This window comes from Acinetobacter sp. yr461 (assembly GCF_900110445.1).
GTDB lineage: Bacteria > Pseudomonadota > Gammaproteobacteria > Pseudomonadales > Moraxellaceae > Acinetobacter > Acinetobacter calcoaceticus.
Genome location: NZ_FODU01000003.1, coordinates 258,878 through 278,742, shown reverse-complemented (window position 1 = coordinate 278,742; position 19,865 = coordinate 258,878). Strand labels below are relative to the sequence as shown.

The 19,865-nt window shown below is 39.3% G+C and carries 20 protein-coding genes; 5 read left to right on the top strand and 15 right to left on the bottom strand.

Translation table 11 applies throughout. The features are described from left to right. Positions 1 to 83: 83 nt before the first annotated feature. The 4 genes from BMW38_RS19485 to BMW38_RS07620 all read right to left on the bottom strand — a co-directional run bounded on the left by BMW38_RS19485 (position 84) and on the right by BMW38_RS07620 (position 3,625). Complete coding sequence (locus tag BMW38_RS19485) at positions 84 to 314, bottom strand: hypothetical protein (protein WP_004643124.1); 231 nt, start codon at positions 312 to 314, stop codon at positions 84 to 86. Between the two features lie 272 nt (positions 315 to 586). After that, on the bottom strand, positions 587 to 904 hold the full coding sequence (locus BMW38_RS07630) for a hypothetical protein (protein WP_092707034.1): 318 nt from the start codon (positions 902 to 904) through the stop codon (positions 587 to 589). A 202-nt stretch (positions 905 to 1,106) separates the two neighbouring features. After that, the gene (fumC, locus tag BMW38_RS07625; RefSeq protein WP_092707032.1) at positions 1,107 to 2,501 is read right to left on the bottom strand and encodes a class II fumarate hydratase; all 1,395 of its coding nucleotides are present in this window, start codon (positions 2,499 to 2,501) and stop codon (positions 1,107 to 1,109) included. 116 nt (positions 2,502 to 2,617) lie between these two features. Continuing rightward, on the bottom strand, positions 2,618 to 3,625 hold the full coding sequence (locus BMW38_RS07620; protein WP_045431017.1) for an NAD-dependent epimerase/dehydratase family protein: 1,008 nt from the start codon (positions 3,623 to 3,625) through the stop codon (positions 2,618 to 2,620). A 65-nt stretch (positions 3,626 to 3,690) separates the two neighbouring features. On the opposite strand from BMW38_RS07620, the gene tusD reads away from it, so the two are divergent. The 4 genes from tusD to BMW38_RS07600 are packed head-to-tail and all read left to right on the top strand — an operon-like array spanning position 3,691 to position 5,086. Further along, positions 3,691 to 4,059 carry a sulfurtransferase complex subunit TusD gene (gene tusD / locus BMW38_RS07615; protein WP_003652216.1) on the top strand — a complete coding sequence of 123 codons (369 nt, stop codon included), beginning with the start codon at positions 3,691 to 3,693 and terminating at the stop codon, positions 4,057 to 4,059. A 44-nt stretch (positions 4,060 to 4,103) separates the two neighbouring features. Next, positions 4,104 to 4,454 carry a hypothetical protein gene (locus BMW38_RS07610; protein WP_092707030.1) on the top strand — a complete coding sequence of 117 codons (351 nt, stop codon included), beginning with the start codon at positions 4,104 to 4,106 and terminating at the stop codon, positions 4,452 to 4,454. A gap of 17 nt (positions 4,455 to 4,471) precedes the next feature. Beyond that, positions 4,472 to 4,756, top strand: coding sequence for a DsrH like protein (locus tag BMW38_RS07605; protein WP_092707028.1), 285 nt, complete (start codon positions 4,472 to 4,474; stop codon positions 4,754 to 4,756). An 18-nt stretch (positions 4,757 to 4,774) separates the two neighbouring features. Then, positions 4,775 to 5,086, top strand: a complete 312-nt coding sequence (locus tag BMW38_RS07600; protein WP_092707026.1) for a TusE/DsrC/DsvC family sulfur relay protein — start codon at positions 4,775 to 4,777, stop codon at positions 5,084 to 5,086. Between the two features lie 2 nt (positions 5,087 to 5,088). On the opposite strand, the gene BMW38_RS07595 is transcribed toward BMW38_RS07600, so the two are convergent. Then, positions 5,089 to 5,952, bottom strand: coding sequence for a DMT family transporter (locus tag BMW38_RS07595; protein ID WP_213031121.1), 864 nt, complete (start codon positions 5,950 to 5,952; stop codon positions 5,089 to 5,091). Between the two features lie 123 nt (positions 5,953 to 6,075). On the opposite strand from BMW38_RS07595, the gene BMW38_RS07590 reads away from it, so the two are divergent. After that, positions 6,076 to 7,467, top strand: a complete 1,392-nt coding sequence (locus BMW38_RS07590) for an aminotransferase-like domain-containing protein (protein ID WP_092707022.1) — start codon at positions 6,076 to 6,078, stop codon at positions 7,465 to 7,467. Between the two features lie 15 nt (positions 7,468 to 7,482). Here the strand turns inward: BMW38_RS07590 and BMW38_RS07585 are convergent, their stop codons facing one another. The 10 genes from BMW38_RS07585 to nirD all read right to left on the bottom strand — a co-directional run bounded on the left by BMW38_RS07585 (position 7,483) and on the right by nirD (position 19,851). Further along, positions 7,483 to 7,965 carry a winged helix-turn-helix transcriptional regulator gene (locus BMW38_RS07585; RefSeq protein WP_092707020.1) on the bottom strand — a complete coding sequence of 161 codons (483 nt, stop codon included), beginning with the start codon at positions 7,963 to 7,965 and terminating at the stop codon, positions 7,483 to 7,485. A gap of 216 nt (positions 7,966 to 8,181) precedes the next feature. After that, positions 8,182 to 9,417 carry a molybdopterin molybdotransferase MoeA gene (locus tag BMW38_RS07580; RefSeq protein WP_092707018.1) on the bottom strand — a complete coding sequence of 412 codons (1,236 nt, stop codon included), beginning with the start codon at positions 9,415 to 9,417 and terminating at the stop codon, positions 8,182 to 8,184. Continuing rightward, complete coding sequence (gene moaCB / locus BMW38_RS07575) at positions 9,417 to 10,340, bottom strand: bifunctional molybdenum cofactor biosynthesis protein MoaC/MoaB (RefSeq protein WP_003652229.1); 924 nt, start codon at positions 10,338 to 10,340, stop codon at positions 9,417 to 9,419. Before moaCB ends, BMW38_RS07580 begins: the two co-directional genes overlap by 1 nt. 23 nt (positions 10,341 to 10,363) lie before the next feature. Further along, on the bottom strand, positions 10,364 to 10,852 hold the full coding sequence (locus BMW38_RS07570) for a molybdenum cofactor biosynthesis protein MoaE (RefSeq protein WP_092707016.1): 489 nt from the start codon (positions 10,850 to 10,852) through the stop codon (positions 10,364 to 10,366). 3 nt (positions 10,853 to 10,855) lie between these two features. Then, positions 10,856 to 11,110 (bottom strand): MoaD/ThiS family protein, encoded by a 255-nt coding sequence (locus BMW38_RS07565; RefSeq protein WP_003652232.1) that lies wholly within the window; start codon positions 11,108 to 11,110, stop codon positions 10,856 to 10,858. After that, on the bottom strand, positions 11,111 to 12,151 hold the full coding sequence (moaA, locus tag BMW38_RS07560) for a GTP 3',8-cyclase MoaA (RefSeq protein ID WP_092707014.1): 1,041 nt from the start codon (positions 12,149 to 12,151) through the stop codon (positions 11,111 to 11,113). Positions 12,152 to 12,378: 227 nt separating this feature from the next. After that, a complete protein-coding gene (locus tag BMW38_RS07555; RefSeq protein ID WP_092707012.1) occupies positions 12,379 to 14,652 on the bottom strand; it encodes a molybdopterin-dependent oxidoreductase in 2,274 nt (757 codons plus the stop codon). Between the two features lie 151 nt (positions 14,653 to 14,803). Beyond that, complete coding sequence (locus tag BMW38_RS07550) at positions 14,804 to 15,433, bottom strand: molybdenum cofactor guanylyltransferase (protein WP_092707010.1); 630 nt, start codon at positions 15,431 to 15,433, stop codon at positions 14,804 to 14,806. Beyond that, the gene (locus BMW38_RS07545; RefSeq protein WP_092707008.1) at positions 15,430 to 18,210 is read right to left on the bottom strand and encodes a nitrate reductase; all 2,781 of its coding nucleotides are present in this window, start codon (positions 18,208 to 18,210) and stop codon (positions 15,430 to 15,432) included. Before BMW38_RS07545 ends, BMW38_RS07550 begins: the two co-directional genes overlap by 4 nt. 18 nt (positions 18,211 to 18,228) lie before the next feature. After that, positions 18,229 to 19,851, bottom strand: a complete 1,623-nt coding sequence (nirD, locus tag BMW38_RS07540; protein WP_092707006.1) for a nitrite reductase small subunit NirD — start codon at positions 19,849 to 19,851, stop codon at positions 18,229 to 18,231. Positions 19,852 to 19,865: the final 14 nt, after the last annotated feature.

The following is a 19,865-nucleotide window of genomic DNA, read 5'->3' as shown; positions in this document are numbered from 1 at the left end:
AAGCTTTTTAAATTTTTTATTTTGTGAAGTACCTTTTACTCTTAATTAGTTGTTACAGAAATACTTCATAATAGAAAGCTAATTTATTTAACTGAAAGTAAGTATTCATATGCTGTTTTTTCATCACTCTGTAGTTTAATGACTGCATCAGTTTCATCATTCAAAGTAAGGTTAAATACCTTCTCACCATCATAAGAAATTTGATGGCCCATACGGAATTCTGAATCAATTGACTCAAGAATAATAAAATTCCCTTCGATATTCGAAGCAATATAGTAAGTATTGTTCCGATGAACATATCTAATTGTGTACATCACTATTTAAATTCCATCTAAAAAATTATGTTTTTTCTTAAATAATAAAAAAGCTCACCTCATCTTCTCAAGCAGAAATGAAGCTAGCGAAAAAAAAGATCCGCCCTTCTTTTGATTTCTAGCACTAATCGTTCAGCGCTAAACTAATATATAAATATTACAGAAATACTTAACAATAAAAAACCCCGCCATTAGTCGATACTTAGTCGGGTTTCTTATACCGTCATATGTCTGAGAGAACTAACTCTCACATGGGCTTACTGCTATTTAAATTAATCTTTACACTTAACTTTCAAAACGGCTGCTTTGGTATTCACTGGAATAAGCAGTCCTGAATTATAGACAGTATGATGATTTACGATTTTGTTATTGCTATCCAACTCATCAAAACCTTTATCTTTACATATTTCTTCTGCTTTACCGATTAACTTTGATCTCAAAGCTTCTCTTGAACCAAATGCATTACTTTGAGCATGAAGTTGGTAAACACCAGGATTCACCTCAGCTACAGTAGGTGGAAACATTTGTAGACAACCCGACAAGGTACAAACTATTACTGCTAAAACAACTATTGATTTAGTCTTTTTCATTTATTGGAGCTTAGAATAAAATAACGTAGCAAAAATAAGGTTTAGTTATGACACTAACATTTCAAGGTATAAAAAAGCCCACTTTTTCAAGCGGGCCTTCCCCTTATGATTTTTTGCGCTGATCATTCAGGACTTTTGTTGTACTTAGCAACTCGCGGATATTACAGAAGTATTTGACAATAAAAAAGCCCATCAGAAGAGATTATTTACTATTTGGTGAAACCATTTTTTCAGGCTTAACCACTTCATCAAATTGCTCTGCCGTAACTAAACCAAGCTCAACAGCAACCTGCTTTAAAGTTTTATTTTCTTTATAGGCAGTCTTGGCAACTTTTGCAGAATTTTCATAACCAATCACTGGATTTAAAGCAGTGACCAACATGAGAGAGTTATGTAAGAAGTGATCAATTTTATCCTGATTAGGCTCAATTCCCACCGCACAGTGATCATTAAAACTATTACAAGCATCGCCAAGCAACTGAATAGACTGCAATAAGTTATAAGCAATCACAGGCATAAATACGTTTAATTCAAAGTTACCTGAAGCACCAGCCACATTAATGGTCGTATCATTTCCAAGCACTTGTGCAACAACCATCGTCATTGCTTCACTTTGTGTTGGGTTTACTTTGCCCGGCATAATACTTGAACCAGGTTCATTTTCAGGAATACGGATTTCACCGAAACCACAACGTGGACCACTGGCCAACCAGCGAATATCGTTCGCAATTTTATTTAAACTGACTGCAAGCGTTTTTAATGCGCCAGAAGCAAAAACAGCAGCATCACGTCCTGCAAGTGCTTCAAATTTGTTTGGAGCAGTCACAAATGGTAAGCCCGTAAGTAAAGCAAGCTGATCCGCTGCTTTCACTGCATAGTCAGGATGTGCATTTAACCCTGTACCTACTGCAGTACCACCTAGTGGCAATTCATATAAACCACTTAAAGCTTGCTGTAAGCGCACTACACCATGCTCAAGCTGAGATACATAGCCGCTGAATTCTTGACCTAAAGTTAATGGCGTTGCATCTTGTAAATGGGTACGACCAATTTTAACAATAGATTGAAACTCATCAGATTTCTTTTGCAAAGTCGCTTTAAGTTGTTCTACTGCCGGAATGAGTAATTCATTAATTTGCAGACTTGCAGCAACATGGATTGCCGTTGGAAATGAGTCATTTGTTGATTGCGCACGGTTGACATGGTCATTTGGATGTACTGGCTTTTGGGCACCTAATGCTTGACCTAATTTTTGGTTTGCAATATTTGCAATCACTTCATTGCAGTTCATGTTACTTTGCGTACCAGAACCAGTCTGCCAGACAACTAAAGGAAACTGGGAATCCCATTTACCATCAATTACTTCTTCAACCGCGCCCACAATATATTGGCTCAAATCTTGCGGCAACTGTTCAAGTTCAGCATTGGTTATCGCAGCAGCCTTTTTTACTAGCCCCATTGCTCGAATCATGGCACGTGGTAATCGTTCTTGCCCGATTTTAAAGTTCTGTAAGCTGCGTTGAGTCTGTGCTCCCCACAATGCTTCATTCGGAACTTCAATCTCACCCATAGTGTCATGTTCAATTCGTGTTTGCATAGAAACCTCAGTTGTCTGGTTAAAGAACTTACGGGCTGAAGCAAGTATTTGCTCTGGCTAGTTAATTTTTAATATCGTACTCAAGCATTCCATTATTGTAAATAAGAATCATTATCTTATCTTCCATTTAATGTGTTTTGATAAAAGCGCCATTCATCTTCAATCATTTGTTTTAACGAGCGTTTAGGTGTCCATTGCAATAATGTTTTTGCTTTCGTTATGTCTGCCCCAACCTGACCTAACTCAACATGTTTATAAATCGCAGGTTGAGTCGCAATTTCGGCTTGAGTTACTTGTGAAATTTCATCTAGTAATTGACGAATAGAGTGAACTTGGTCATGGGCAATATTGAATGCCTCACAACAATGTGTTTGATCACGTAGCCAATGTAAGCTTGCAGTTACAGCTTCACACACATCTAAAACGTGTAGAAAACTACGTTCAGTCGTATGGTCTGATGTTTCAGCTTGATCTTGTAATTCAATCAAATCGCGTTGCATTGCCGCAACTTGCATCGCAAGCGGTACAATATTTTTAGGCAGCTGTGCGACATACTCTCCGAGTACCCCATGTTCAAATGCACCTACAATATTAGATAAGCGCAAGATCGCAATTTTCCACTCATGATCAATTTTATAAGTATCACGGATAATTTCTTCAATCATCTGTTGAGACTTAATATAAGGATTAGGATAAGTGTAATTAAATTCTTCTGTTTCGCTTAATTGCAAACCAGATTTTCCATAAGCTGCAAGGCTAGACAGCTGAATAAAGTGACGAACACCTGTGCGTTGCATGGCACGCAGTAAACTCATGATGCAACTTACATTATCATTATAATATTCAAGAGGTTTAAGATTAGATTCTTCAATTGATTTAAACCCAGCAGTATGAATAACTGCATCAATTGAATATTGCTCAAAGACCTTATTCAATGCGGGTGTATTACGTACATCAAGTTTAACAAATGGAACGTACATACCAGAAATAAACTCTAGCCGTTCCAGCGTTTGCAAGGTCGAATTAGCCAAATTATCGACAATTACCACTTCTTGCCCTTGGGCCATTAGACTCAAAGCAATGTGTGAACCGATAAAGCCTAAACCACCTGTCACTAAAATCATTGTATACTTACCTTTCTCTTAATGCATCTACGCCCATTTAGACGTATGACCATAGTGAATTCTTAATGAGTACATTACTACTAATTACCTCTGCTCCTACTTCCATTCATGCTTGGCATGCGTTAGGACTTGCTCAGGCACTCAAAAGTAAAAATGAAGACTTTCGTGTATTCTTTTACCAAGACGGCGTGCAGGTTGCTAATGATTTTCAATGGGTTCCTGACGACCAGCGTAATTTAACGCATGAATGGCAAAAGCTTTCGATTCGACTTCCTGTATGTGTGAGTGCTGCCCTCGCTCGTGGTATTACCGATGCAGAAAATGCCAGTCGCCATCACCTTACTCATTACAACCTTGCCAAAGACTTTCAACTCGTCGGGTTAGGTGAACTTGCTGATGCGGTACAGTCAGCATCTCGTCTTATTCAATTTTAAGTTACTTTGTTTGCTTAGATTGTTGCTTTTAAAAGGTATATTGTGTGAAATCTGTACTCGTCATTTTAAGCCAAGCCAACTTAACTAGTCTTCAAATCAATGAAAGCCTTTCCGCTACTATGGTTTTAGCAACCTTTGGCTCACCAGTCAAAGTATTATTGAAAGATGCTGCTCTTAGTCTCTTGCAAAATGACTTAAGCTTTGACCAACTTCGTCATTCTTTCAAAGTAGCATCAAATATGGTCGAAAGTTTCGAGTTTTATGATTTGAGCCCTATTCTGATTGAAACTAAGAATCAACAACATCCTTTTGTTCAAAAAACTGAGCAAGAAATTGAGTTCGTTCAGTTGAATACCGACTTTATTCAATCTTTTGATCATGTTCTATATTGGTAGATGAAGGTGTAAGTTTAATGAATCCATCAACACTTTATCTCGTGCAATCTACTTATCACAATACACCGAATATTATTGATGAATTAGGTCATGTTTATCAGGCCGGTGACCAAATTATTTTTATGGGTGATTCTGTTGCAAGGCTTTCAGCTCAAATTATTCAACAGTTTGAATCTGTTTCATGCTTAAGTATCGAAAAAGATTTACTCGATGCAGATACTTTAGCTCAGATAAATGTATTGGACTATGATCAATTTGCAGATCTGGTTTTAACGTTTAATCGCTGTATTTCTCTTAAATAATAGATTTAGGCTAGTTTCATGAATTTAGAATTAGACCAAGATGGTCATTTAGTTGATTATACAATCTGGAATCCTGAAGTTGCGCAAGAGCTTGCCAAGTCACTTGATCTTGAATTAACTGATTGGCATTTTGAAGTTTTAGCTGCTGTGCGCCAGTTTTACCAACAGTTTGGACATTCTCCAGCAACTCGCCCCCTCATTAAATTTTTAATGAAAACAGTAAATCCAGACATTAATAATGCCATTTTGCAGCAACAATTTAATACTGGCTTAGTTGCCCGTCATTTAAGTCGTTTGGCAGGCATTCCTAAACCAGCAAATTGTTTATAAAGTTAAGCAAACTTTTTGGCAGCAGCTACACATAAAAGGGTTGCTGCTGTGACTACTAACATTGACCAGCTTACATGTTCGTGTAATAAGGCTGCTGCAATGGCTAGCCCCATTAAAGGTTGTAAGAGTTGTAGTTGACTAATCGCGGCAATTCCGCCTTGGGCAAGACCTTTATACCAAAAGAAAAAGCCGATCAGCATACTAAACAAAGACACATAAATAAGACCGACTAGAGCTGATGTAGAGACGTTCTCAAATGAAGCGGGCATATAAAAAACTGTGAGAAACAGCATGAAAGGTAATGACAAAATAAGCGCCCAACAAATGACCTGCCACCCGCCTATTTTTCTTGAAAGCACACCACCTTCTGCATAGCCAAAGCCACAGAAAATAATCGCCATCAACATATAAAAATCCCCTATTCCTAGTGATGTATCACCAGAAATGAAAAACATATAAGCGAAAACAACACCACTTCCCAAGATTGCAAATATCCAGAAAAATTGATTCGGCTTTTCTCCACCTCTCAGTACAGCAAATATTGCAGTTGCAAGCGGTAAAAGACTAACAAAGACAATTGAATGAGCTGCATTCATATATTGCAAAGCGAGAGCGGTAAATAACGGAAAACCAATCACCACCCCCAAAGCCACTATAGCAAGTGGCCACCAATCTTTCTTAGCTGGCTTTTTTTCTTTCAACACTAAAATAAGGATAAGCCCTAAAATACCAGCTATCGCAGCTCGTGCTGCTGTTAAAAAACCGGGATCAAACCCCATTACAGCGACTCGTGTTGCTGGTAGTGACCCTGCAAAAATAGCCACCCCAATAAATCCATTCACCCAGCCATTCATAAACCTGTTCATAATTTTCTCCGTCACTATACGAAGAATTTAAGCTGTGCTAAGGTGATTAAACCAGATACAAAGCAGTACAATTTAAAAGAACTGTTATGTACTCACAACCAGTACAGTTGAGATTGTAAGCCCGTGAACCAGAGCAAAACAAAAATTGAAATTGTTATTTTAGAAATTGAGCAACAAATAAAAAATCGATCTTTAATGCCTGGAGCACGCTTACCTTCTGTTCGTAAATTAGCAAATGATTTGGGTTTTTCAGTCTCAACTGTTGTAGAAGCATATGAAAGATTAATTGCTTTAGGGAAAATTGAATCAAGAACAGGATCGGGATTTTATATTGTAGGCCCTCTCGCACCTTTATCTTTAAGTGACTTAAGCCCACAGTTAGAACGATCAGTAGACCCTCTATGGATTTCGCGTCAGTCTTTAGAAGCGAAAGCAGATGTGTTTAAGCCTGGTTGTGGTTGGTTACCCGATGACTGGATGCCATTAGACAGTATTCGAAAAGGATTAAGGGCTGCTGCAAGGAGTTCAGACGCTTGTTTAATGAGCTATTCTGCGCCGTTAGGATTACCAGCGTTGCGCGATTTATTAGCAAGGCGTGCCCAATCAAAAGGAATAGATGCAAATTTAAATCAAGTACTTTTAACAGACTCTGGAACTCAAGCGATTGATTTAGTTTTCCGGTTCTTACTAAAGCCCGATGACGTCGTTCTGATTGATGATCCTTGTTATTTTAACTTTCATGCATTACTTAAAGTTCATCAAGTTAAAGTAGTTGGATTACCTTACACACCGACAGGCCCAGATTTAGAAGCATTTAAAGAAGCAATTGATACGTATAACCCACGTCTTTATATCACCAACTCAGGAATACACAATCCAACTGGAGCAATGCTTTCTCTTTCTACGGCGCACCAACTCTTAAAATTGATTGAGCAATCTAACTTAATAGTAGTTGAAGACGATATTTTTTCAGATTTTGAATATACCCCAGCTCCTAGGCTTGCTGCTTTAGATAATCTTTCACGCGTCATCTTTATTGGAAGTTTTTCTAAAACATTATCTGCATCTATTCGTTGTGGCTATATTATTGCAAAACCGGAATGGGTTGATCAGCTCACCGATTTAAAAATTGCGACCACTTTCTCGCATAACGGTGTTTCTGCAGAGGTTTTGCTTTCCGCTTTGACAGATGGTTCGTATCGCAAACATTTAGAGTTATTAAAAGTTCGTTTAGCAAAAGCCATGCATGACACTATTACCAAACTAGAACCGCTAGGCATCCGGCCATGGATTAAGCCGCAAGCAGGTATTTTTGTATGGTGTCATTTACCGGAAGGTTTAGAAGCTTCAAAAATTGCGAAATATTGTATTAATCACAATGTTATTCTTGCGCCTGGAAATGCTTTTAGCCAAGCGCCTAATGCGGGTCAATTTATCCGCTTTAATGTAGCACAATCAAACCATGCCCATATTTATAAAACTCTTGCTGATGCTATTCAACAAGAGTCTTCATAATTTATACCGAGAAAATTAAGCTTGTTTCTGTTTTTGTTGAATATATGCAAAATAGCCCGGTCCAGCTGAGACTTGCACTTGTTTTGCATGTAAAGGCTCACGGCAGACCGAACATACCATAACCGGTTCAAACTTATGTCCACAAGTTTTATGACGATATTCTAGTGGCTTACCTAAACCTTGATCCATCCATTTATCTGCCCAATTCGCCATAGATAAGATAATTGGATAAAGTTCAAAGCCCTTATCAGTGAGTTTGTATTCAAAGCGTTCTTGACGATCAAAATAAGGAGCTTTGGCTAATATTTCATATTCAACCAAACGTTTTAAACGATCTGAAAGGACATGACGAGTGACGCCTAATGATTTTTGAAAATCGTCAAAACGGCGTATTCCCATAAAAGCATTACGTAATATTAGCATCGTCCATCGATCGCCAATCACTGATAGCATACGAGCAACCGAACAAGGTTGATCACCGATGTCATCCCATTTCATCTTTATGCGTTCCTCGATATTACCTAGCCCAACGGCCCTATTGTTTATACCCTAAACCACTTACTACGATTTATGCAAGATTCATTATAAAAATAACTTCTTATCAACTTTATAAAAAAATTTCATTATGAAAAAAGAGAAAGTTATTATTAAAAATTGCTAAATAAATATAACCCACTCATTTTCATAATGAGTCATATTTATCATCTTTTATAATTAATTTGAAATAAATACACCCTTCAATATATTGCCTGCTTCTAGTTTTACACCTGCCGGAATGCGAACCAGACAATTGGCCTGCATTAAGTTACTCAGCATATGTGATTGCTGTTTTGCCAGACTTTTTATTTTAAGCTGTCCATTTTCAAAATAAGCATACATTCTTAAAAAACGTTCACGTGCATCTTCTTTTAACGCATTGTCCAAAATCGCACTAAACCACTCAGGCCCTGCTTGATTTCCCTGTAAAGTATCTAGTAATGCCTTACCATATACCTGCATAGACACATAGACCGCAGCGGGATTACCCGGCAAACCAAGCAAATAACAATGATGATCTGTTTCTGGATTTGAATATTCAGCAAAGAATAGCGGTTTGCCAGGTTTCTGTTTTACTTTCCAAAAGATTTGTTCAAAGCCAACCTCAAAAGCACATGGTCGTACAAAGTCATAATCACCTACAGAGACTCCACCTGTCGTTATAATGACATCATGGCTGTCTTTTAACTGATTAAAGTAATGCGTGACTTGCTCTGCCTCATCTGCCACATGAATCAGTTCAACATTTAAGCCATAATCTTCAAACCAAGCTTTTAATAATGGCCCATTTGCATCAAAGATTTTGCCGTCGACAAGATCTTCTGCCGTTTCTGCAACTTCATCACCAGTCACTAAAACAGCAACTTTCGGTGCACGATAAACTTCAACCGTTTGCACACCTGCCATACTTAAGGCAGCTAAGCTTCCAATATTTAGAAACTGTCCAGCTTGTGCAAGCAATTGACCTTTCTGAATTTCCTCACCTGTAAATCGAATATCGGCTTGGGGACGTATATGCTCAGTTAAACAAATTTCTTGGACCGAAAGAACCGATACAATTTCCTGCCGAGCAACATGTGTTGTTCCTTCTGGAATTTTACCGCCTGTGAATATACGAATAGCCTGACCTTCATGAAGGGTGTCATGGCTTTCGCTTCCTGCACGAATCTCACCAGTAACCTGAAATTTTTGCTTATTTAAATCTTCCACATGGCTACAAAGTGCATAACCATCTACCGCACTTTGAGAAAAGCTTGGAAGATTAATTTCTGAATAAATTTCTTTAGCGAGATATCTACTTAAACTGTTTTGAAGAACTTGGTTAATCGAACCCAACTTTTTTGGCTGCTTAATAATCAGCTCAAGTGCTTCATCTACACTAATTAATCCACGCTCTGTACCACAACCTGACATTACTCATATCCTCCTGGATGCGGTAAATCACGGCACACATCAAAAATATGAACGAGGGCTGGTAAAATAGCAGCCATTGATTCACTTGCTCCACCACGGCTTCCCGGTAAAGTCACCACCAATGAGCGATCGATAAAACCAGCTACCCCACGTGACATTGCCGCATATGGTGTGCGTTTTTGTCCAAAAGATCGTGCAGCTTCCATTAAGCCGTCTAGCTTACGCTCAAGAAGTGGCTCTAATGTATCGACCGTAATGTCACGCTTACCAATTCCGGTTCCACCCACCGTCATAATGCAAGCATATGACTTACTCAGCTCAAGCACTAAATCTTTTAGAACATCTGCCTCATCAGGCAAAATTTGGTAATGAATCGGATCGAATCCTGCTTCAGTTAAAGTTTCTACCACTGATTTTCCAGCTGTATCGGGTTTTCTACCGGCTGCAACGGTGTCGGATAACACAATGACTGCTGCCGAAACAGGCTGACGAAGAACTCGCTTAAAGTGTGATTTTCCGCCCTTTTTCTTAAGCAGTTTACATTGATCCATCCAGAGTTCTTCTGGTTCACAATGCGGTTTCAACATGTCGTAAATGGTTAAACCTGCAAGGCTTGCAGCCGTAAGGGCTTCCATTTCTACCCCAGTAGGACCAATCGTTTCGACCACCGTAATAATCTTTACAAAATCATGTTCTAATTCATATTCAACATCTGCACGATAAATCGGCAGTGGATGACACAAAGGAATCAGCTCATCAGTTCGTTTGGCTGCCAAGATTCCTGCCACACGTGCGGTTTTTAATGCATCGCCTTTTTCGGTGTTCCCTTGTCTTAATAGCTCAATACAATGTGGAGGCGCATATAAAATCGCTTGTGCTTCAGCAACACGATAACTTTCCGGCTTCATTCCTACGTTTTTCATTATTTATCCTAGTCGTGCATATTTCAGTGTGAGTGTTCATGGCCGGCATGATGGTGGTGATGCTTGTGTTCTTGTGGTGCATCTTTGCGAATACAACAACCTTCTACATAATGACTCGTACCGTCTGTAAAGAACTCTTCTTTAAAAACTGGCACTTCATGCTTCACTCGCTCAACCGCTTCCTCACATGCTTGAAAAGCTTCACGGCGATGGGCTGCATAAGCAATCGCAATAATGGCTGTTTCACCTACATCCAGATATCCAATCCGATGAACGACCCGCACATAAGATACCTGATACTTTTTCTCAATTTCCAGTTCAATTTCACGTATCATTTTTTCAGAAAGTGGCTTATATGACGTATATTTCAACGCTTTAACAGCTTTACCCTCATGGTGATTACGAACCGTACCTATAAAAATATCGATTCCACCACATTCAGGAAATGACTGGATAGGATCAAAAGTATCTAAACTTAAAGCCTGCTCTTGTATACGTGCAAAATCTCGCATGACTCACCCTCCTGCAACTGGTGACAATAAAACCAAAGTACATGGCTCACTTAAAGCAGATTGTCTCGTTATGACATTATCGCCAATCGCACATGCACATTTTTCCATGGCTTGTGTAGATTCTGGATGTAATGAAACAATTTCATCTAATACATCTTTAACCAAAATATGATTGGGACAAACCAACGAAAGGTTTTGAGGAAGCAATTTTTCAATTGCGCCAAACGCTTCTATTTTAATTTGGATAGATTGCTGCATTTATCCCCCAAGCATATGCATACTGATTTTACGGGTTTGTTGATGTTGTAAGGCATGAAAACCTTTAGCTTTGTGCCAAATATACGGCATAACCATATCTGTTAACTGTTGAAGATACATTGCATGATCAGGTGTATTACGTGCACGTAATAATGATTGAAGTTGGGGTTTAATATTTAGCCCCTGCGGTGCAAATAAACAGTTATATAACTCACCTTGTGCAGTTAAGCGTATACGGTCACATTGATGGCAAAATGAATGAGTAATTGTGGAAATAATTCCAAGAGAGTAGCTATTATTGATCAGATATTGGCGTGCTGGCTCATGCTGTTGTTCTACAACCTGTACTGAATAATGGGGTTGCAAAGCTTGTAAAATTTCAGCCTCACTCACCACATCTTTGCTAGACCAAAGCGCATCGCCATCAAGTGGCATAAACTCAATAAAGCGTAAAGGAATATGATTGGCGATTGACCATTTAACCATCGGTAAGATCTGATTATCGTTTTTATTTTTCATCAGTACGCAGTTAATTTTAAAGGGTAATCCGACATCTTTAGCAGCTTGAATACCCTCGAGAACAGGTTCTAATTTTTTCTTGGTAAGCTCTTTAAACTGAATCGGATCTAAGCTGTCTAAACTAATATTTAGGTCATCTAATCCCGCATCTTTTAACTGCCTAGCGTATTTTGCAAGGTAATGCCCATTTGTAGTCATTGAAATACGTTTTAGGCCCAGCGCTTTCAAAGCTTGTAACTCACGAACAAAATGCACAATGCCTTGACGCATTAATGGTTCGCCACCTGTAATGCGGATACTTTCAACACCATGTTGCACCATAAAATGACAAAATTGAAAGAGTGCCTCAAAACCAAGCAGATCTTGTTTATTCAACCATTCAGGATGTTCAGGCATGCAATATACACACTTAAAATTACAGCGATCAGTTACGGAAATACGTAACTTTCGCTTTACACGGCCATATTGGTCTTGAAGAACCAAAGGCGTATTTTCAGAGTGATATTGTTTCATCATTTGCACTCATATCGAGAACAGTTCAAATATTGCTGGCACTTTTTCTGAGCAATTAAAATAGAAATTTGCTCTTCAATAGTGCTCTGCTGTTTAAGCAAAATTTGTTCCAATTCTATTTATCATCCATAACTTCTTAGCTTTTTAATAGATCTTTTGCCGCACCACTTCAACTGTAATTTTATAACTGTATAAATTTAGTGCGACTCCAATCTCTTGTATGCCCTACATTATTTCTAGCATTTTTCTAGACGGATGGGTACATATTTATGGTACGGCGTTTTAGATAAAGGATCACAATGCTCACCAGACACCAGAAGATTTAATTGTGGCCCTATTGGCTCTCCCCCTTTAAAGCGCATGCCATAGCCATGTGGAAGTGACACAACACCTTTTCGCATACCTTCATCAAAATCTACGGTGACCTGAATTGCTCCGTGTTGTGAGATACATTTGAGTTGATCTCCTACAGCTACATTTAAGTTTGTTGCGTCTTCAGGGTGAATGCGCAAAGCACCTTCTGCATCTACTTTTCGCCACGCAGGATCACGGTAAATCTGATTAGCGTTATAACTACGGCGCTCCCCCGACAAAAGTATGAAAGGAAACTCTTCAATACTAAATTGATGATTTTTTAAATTTGCCAACTCACTCAACATTTCGTGAATAGCCAGACGTATTTTTTTGTCTTTGTATGCAACAAGCTTCCAAACTTCTTCATATTCATGTTGTGATAACACTACACCTGAACGCTGATTTAAAATTTGCTCAAACAACCGAACACCTAAGGTTAAAGGATTACCTTTGTAACCTGCACGGCGCACAGCTTTCGTATGTAAAAACGAATATTGAATAGACAGTGGTAATAAAAATGCCGTTGAAGCTGCTGAATTTTCTAGATGTTTACCTAAAGTGCGATAGAGAATTGAGGCTGCAAAAGGAATGTATTTTTTATGTCGAGCAAAAGTTAAACCCAAAGCCGACAGATAAGGTAGATAGGCTGTTTTTTTCGAGTCGACCGCAGCTATTTTGTCTAACACAGGAAAGCTTTTAGGAATGACCTTCATGGCTTCAAGTAATCGTGTATAAATTTCGGCTTCGGGTAAAGTATTGCCTCGAGCAGTGAATACTGGATGTCTCAGGTGAAAACCATTTTTAGGAAACTCTAAATTAAAACCAGTAAATTCCCATTTTTCAAACTGCGTATGGGCCGGCAAAATATAATCTGCAAACCTAGCTGTTTCCGTCATGGCAACATCGACTACAACCAGTAAATCTAATGCTTTAAACGCTTTTTCGTATGCAGGCGTATCAGGATAGGTTAATAAAGGATTACAGCTATCTACAAAAACCGCACGTATTCTTTTTTCGCCTGCTTTTAATATTTCATCGGGCAAAATATTGGGTGGGAAAAAACCTGAGATGGGAAACATTTTATGGTAAACACTACGTCGATATTTTGGCTTTCTTTCATCGGTATCGCTTAAAATTGGAATAAACATGGTGTGTAAATTATTGGTGCCTTGCTTTCCAAAGTTTCCGGTCAATAAATACAGTAGTTTTTCTAAATATCCGTTTAATGTCGTATTTAAAGTATGCTGAATACCTAAATCGATACGCACACAGCCTCTTTTAGCCTTCGCAAAATCTCTAGCCACTTGATAAATTAAATCGACTGGTACATCAGCTTTGGCAATATATTCTTCAATCGGGACACGGCTAAACGCTGTTTTTACCTCTTCAAACCCTTGTGTATGCTGTTCAATGAACTTCACATCATAAAGTTGTTCTTTAATAATAATGGCAATCATGGCCGACATTAAAAAAGCATCTGTTCCAGGTTTTAACTGCACATGAATATCTGCTTGTTTCGCCGTTTCGGTAACGCGTGGATCAAATACCACCATGGTACGATTGGGGTCTTTTTTAATATGCTTTAGTGTGTCTCGTGCATTTGGAATCCCATGTGCCTGAAACGGATTTGTGCCAATAAAAAGAACATAATCAGCGTATTCAACATCTTCTGTCGTATGGCAGGCTTGACTACCGAACAAACGCCCATTCAGCCAAAAATCACCCGTTTTTTCTTGGGCAAGAGAGTTATAAGCATAATAACTTTTCATGGCTAGCAAAAGCTGTCGACCATAAGCTGCACCAAGATGATTACCTTGACCACCTCCCCCAACAGAAGCAAAAGCAGTTCCACCAAAATTATCTCTAATCTGAACTAAACGTTCGGCAATTTCGTGTATAGCATTGTCCCAACTAATTTCTTGAAATGAACCATCTGGTTGACGCTTCAAAGGTGTAGTTAATCGGTCTGCATGCTGCTGATAATGCTGTAATCTTGCGGCTTTTTGACAAATGTAGCCTTGTGAAAATGGATGCTCTGGATTACCTTTAATTTTGACAAATTGATTATCTTTAATTTCAACACTTAAACCGCAATTTCTTGAACACAAGATACATGCGGTAACATCCGTTTTGTTTTCCTTTAGTGCTTCTACCATTTCGATTGACTCCCTTTATTTTTATGCATATGGATAGAACTAAAATAACAAGTTCCAAAATAGAACTTATATAATAAATAGTCAACGGCACAAAGATTAAAAACGTTTTTCGCACGACCAATGTAAGGTTAAAAGCTATTCAAATACATCATTAATTTGCTGTAAAAATTTCTTTAAATGCTGTGATTTGTTTGTATTGCTGAAGCTCATCTAGAGAATTGATACTATGAAAAAATAAATTTTGTTTTTGAAATATGGCGACTTGTGCATGTAAAAGCTTAAAGCACTCTTTCAAACTTAATCGTTGTTTTTCAATTTGCTCTGTTATCGTGATTAGGCTTTCACGCTTTAACAAGCAAAATGGGTACAAGGCATCTCCATTAATTGACACATAAGCTGCTTGAGCTTGTTTGTTTTTCCGAAGTGCACTATGTAATTTCGCAACGACTTGCGTTGGTATATAGGTCACATCACAAGGAATAAACAAAACATAATCTGCTTCTACATTTGACCATGCGCTTTTCATTCCCATCAGTGGGCCGAGAAAGCCTGAAGCATCATCTTGAAAACATTTAATATCTGGCACAATACTTTGATAGATGGAGTAGTCGCGATGACTATTGACCCAAAGTTCAGATACCGATGATCTTAATTTCTGATGAATTTTAAGAAGTTGGGGTTCACCATCAAATTGCTGCAACAACTTATTTAAACCGTTCATACGGCGGGCTTGTCCACCCGCTAGAATGACCAAATCAGTTACAGGATATCCCTTATTCACACTTCCACCTCCTGTTGGCAAGCTTTAATCAGGCCACGGATTTCAGGTAAACATGAACCACAGTTCCCACCTGCTTTTAAACAAGCAGTAACCTGTTTTTCATGGGTAATGTTTTGTGTTTTTATCGCTTCGATAATTTTATTCTTACCTACTTTAAAACAACTACACACTAAAGGCCCATCATTATTAGTAGCCGACATCGGCATACCCGCTAGCAAAGCTTTTCGGTGCAAGGCACTTAAACGTTCACGTTTAAACAGACTAGCGACCCAATCACGGTCTGGCAATAAATCTGGCGGTGCAATATATAAGCTTGCAATTACAATGCCATCTTTCAAAATAACGCTATGGCTCAGTTGTGAAGAGATATCTTCAATACTCAACCATTCAAAAGTTTCATCGGCAAATGGTAAGAAATTTTTCAGGTTCTTTTGAGTATCATGAAAAGTTTGGCGGTCTGCAAGTTCATAACGGTTGGTTTTAACCATTTTGACCTTAGTCCACCATGCACAGTGATGTAGCGAATCTTGCACAAGTGAATCATATCCTTCACGAACATAGAGCACACCTTGCCAAGTCGTATAAAACGGCTGAATAGTGACAGGTGTATGCTTAAATTCAGGCTCACCCGAAATTGCATCGACTTCTGGGTTAACGACTTTACCAATACGAGCATCGGAGGCAACTTGTTCAGTCCAGTGAATTGGTGCAAAAATTTGCCCACGACGCACACCCGATGAGAATGTTACACGCAGTACACAACTGCCCCATTTAGAACGAACTTCAACCAAACCTTGATCACGTACACCAAACTTTAGCGCATCACTCGGATGAATCTCACAGAATGGTTCTGCACGGTGACTGGTTAAGTTTGACGACAAACCAGTACGGGTCATGGTATGCCACTGATCACGAATACGGCCAGTGTTCAAAATGAGTGGATAGTCTTCTGAAACCGCATGAACCGGATCAATTGCGACCGTTGGAATCAGTTTTGCCTTCGCATTTTTATAACTAAATTGACCCTTGCCAAACAATTGCTGAACGGCTTTAGCATCTTGGGTTTTATCCCACACTGGCCATTGTAGGGGTTGCAGAGCATCGTACTCAACAGCATTTAAGTTCATCAAACCTTTAAGGTTGAAATAACGAAAAATACTACTTTCTTCACGCGCATCTATATCTACATTATCTTGTGCAGATAGTGCGGCATGCTCATTAAAAATGTCACTAGGCCCCGCAAAGTCAAAACCATTAAAGCCTAATTTTTTCGCAACCTGGCTCACTGACCACCAGTCTGCTTTTGCTTCACCTGGAGCTGGTAAGAAAGCACGCTGACGAGAGATACGGCGTTCGGAGTTAGTTACAGTACCGTCTTTTTCTCCCCAACCCAAAGCAGGAAGTAAAATATCAGCATATGCTGTCGTATCTGTATCTGCACAAATATCTGACACCACGACCAGCTCGCATTTTTCTAATGCACGCTTTACTTGGTCTGCATCAGGCAAGCTCACAACTGGATTAGTTGCCATAATCCAGATGGCTTTAATTTTTCCTGATTCAACAGCACGGAACAAATCAACTGCTTTTAAACCCGCTTGATTAGCAATAAATGGGCTATCCCAAAAGGTTTGAACGACTTTTTGATGCAGTGGGTTATCTAAGTCCATGTGAGCTGCTAGCATATTTGCCAAGCCACCCACTTCTCGTCCACCCATCGCATTGGGTTGGCCTGTCATTGAAAACGGCGCTGCGCCCAGTTTGCCAATTTTTCCAGTCAGTAAATGACAATTAATAATGCTGTTGGCTTTATTTACGCCCTGAGTGGATTGATTCACCCCCATTGAAAATAGTGTTACTACTTTTTCGGTCTGAGCGAATTTCTCAAAGAACTGCTGTAACTTCTCTAGCGCAATTCCTGTACGCTTTGCTACATACTCCATATCAGTTTCTGGCTGACTGCTCGCCAAAACTTCTTGTAGGCCTTCGGTATAAGCATCGACAAATGCCTGATCGGCATGACCATTTTGATATAAGTATTGAAATAAGCCATTAAACAAGGCGACATCTTGGCCCGGTAAAATCGGCAAATGTAAATCAGCCTGTTCACAGGTACTGGTAAAGCGTGGGTCAATTACCACCACAAACATATCTGGATTTTGGCTTTTAGCCTGCATAATTCGCTGATAAAGTACCGGATGGCACCATGCAGTATTAGAACCTACCAATACCACCATGTCTGCGTGTTCAAAATCCTCATAACTTGCTGGGACAATATCTTCACCAAAACTACGTTTATGTCCAGCCACCGCTGATGACATACAAAGACGCGAGTTGGTGTCGATGTTGGCTGTACCTAAATAGCCTTTTACAAATTTATTAACGACATAATAGTCTTCAGTAAGCAATTGTCCTGAAACATAAAAGGCGATGCTGTCACGACCATATTTGTCGATACACGACTGAAATTTATCGGCAATATTATCGATTGCATCGTCCCATGTAGTTACAGTCCGATGAGACTTACGTCCCATCATTGGCTGTAAAACACGCGTTTCTAACCCCAAAGTATCCGCAAGACGGCTACCTTTAATGCATAAGCGTCCAAAGTTGGAAGGATGCTCTGCATCCCCCTCAACTTGAACCACAGGCCCTTGAGGTTTTTGTTGAACGTGTACACTGACACCGCAACCAACACCACAATATGGACATGTTGTTTTAGTTATTTTTGCCACATGATCGGAGCTATCGATTTCAACGCTTGGAATACTGTTCATAACTGCTCCTTTCCCTATTTAGCCTGCATTTTTTAATGCAAAATCTCGACCAAATAACAGTTTATTTCTGAATGAAGAAACAGGGGTTTGATCTGCGATTAACTCTGCATACCACATGCCATCTTCAGTATCACCAAACAATACTGCACCAATTACCCGATCGCTTTGAATGATAATGCGTTTGTAAATCTGGCGTTTTTCATCGTTCAGGATAATATCTTCATAATCATCTTTAGGTTCAAAATTACCCGCAGAGAATACATCGACACCACTGACCTTTAATTGGGTCGGTACAGTCGGTGCCTTAAAGGTCAAACTACCATGCTCAGCCAAGTGCGTCGCACAGATAAAGGCTTGGCCCCATAATGGCTCAACCAGACCAAATGTTTGCCCACGGTGTTCAATACACTCACCCACAGCATAAATACTTGGGTCAAAGGTTTGCATAGTGTCATTCACCAATACGCCGCGGTTACAGCGTAAACCTGCACTTTGCGCCAAGCTAATATTTGGTCGGATTCCTACCGCAAAGACCACAAGGTCTGCATCTAAAACAGTACCGTCTTTTAGTCGAATCTGTTTTACATGACCATTTTCATCACCTACCAATGCTTCTGTATTGGCTTCGGTAATAATAGTAATGCCCTTTTGTTCAATGCTATGACGCAGTAACTGGCTCGCACGACCGTCGAGTTGACGCTCCATAATACGGTCCATTAAGTGCAATACGGTCACGTTCATACCACGTTGCTTTAAACCATAAGCTGCTTCCAAACCAAGTAAGCCGCCACCAATCACCACTGCATTGGTTTTTGAACCGCAGTATTCAATCATGGTGTTAACGTCATAAATATCACGGAAGGTTAAAACACCTTTTAAATCGACACCTTGGACTGGAGGAATAAATGGTGCCGAACCGGTTGCCAAGATCAAACGGTCATAATCAACTGTTTGTTCCTTTTCGGTGTAAACCACTTTACGTGGGCGATCAATTTTTACAGCTTTGTCGCCTGCAATAAATTTGATGCCTTTGTCGCTATACCACTTTGGTGGGTGCAGCATAATGTCTTCAATGGTTTTTTCACCAGATAAAACCGGAGATAACATAATACGGTTGTAGTTACCCCAAGGTTCTTCACCAATTACCGTTACGTCATAACGGTCTGGTGCCATATCAAGTAAATCTTCTAGGCAACGCATACCTGCTAAGCCATTACCAATCAGTACTAGTTTAAGTTTGTCTTGAGACACACCTGTATTGGTAATATAAGTTTTTTGTGGCACGGGGTTGATCAAAACACGACCATCAACAATTTTGCTTGGATAAACTGAAATTTTTTGATCTTTATCTTCTAAACAGCGACCAGTTGCCAAACTAAAATGTTGTTTATAAATTGGTGATGCAATTACACGCTCACCTTGTAAATCACCAATAATGCCACGGCTCATCACATTTGCTTGGCTAAACGGATCTTTATTGCTTAACACATAAACGCGTTTTTCATGTCCCACGCGGAAGATAGCCACTGCTTGACCATCTACTAACGCACCTGCGCCAGTGTTTGGAGTTAAGTCATCAAGTGCACACACATCAATCCATTGACCATCAGGAAGCATATTTTTGTCTTGTACAATATTCATAGAAATTCTCCTGC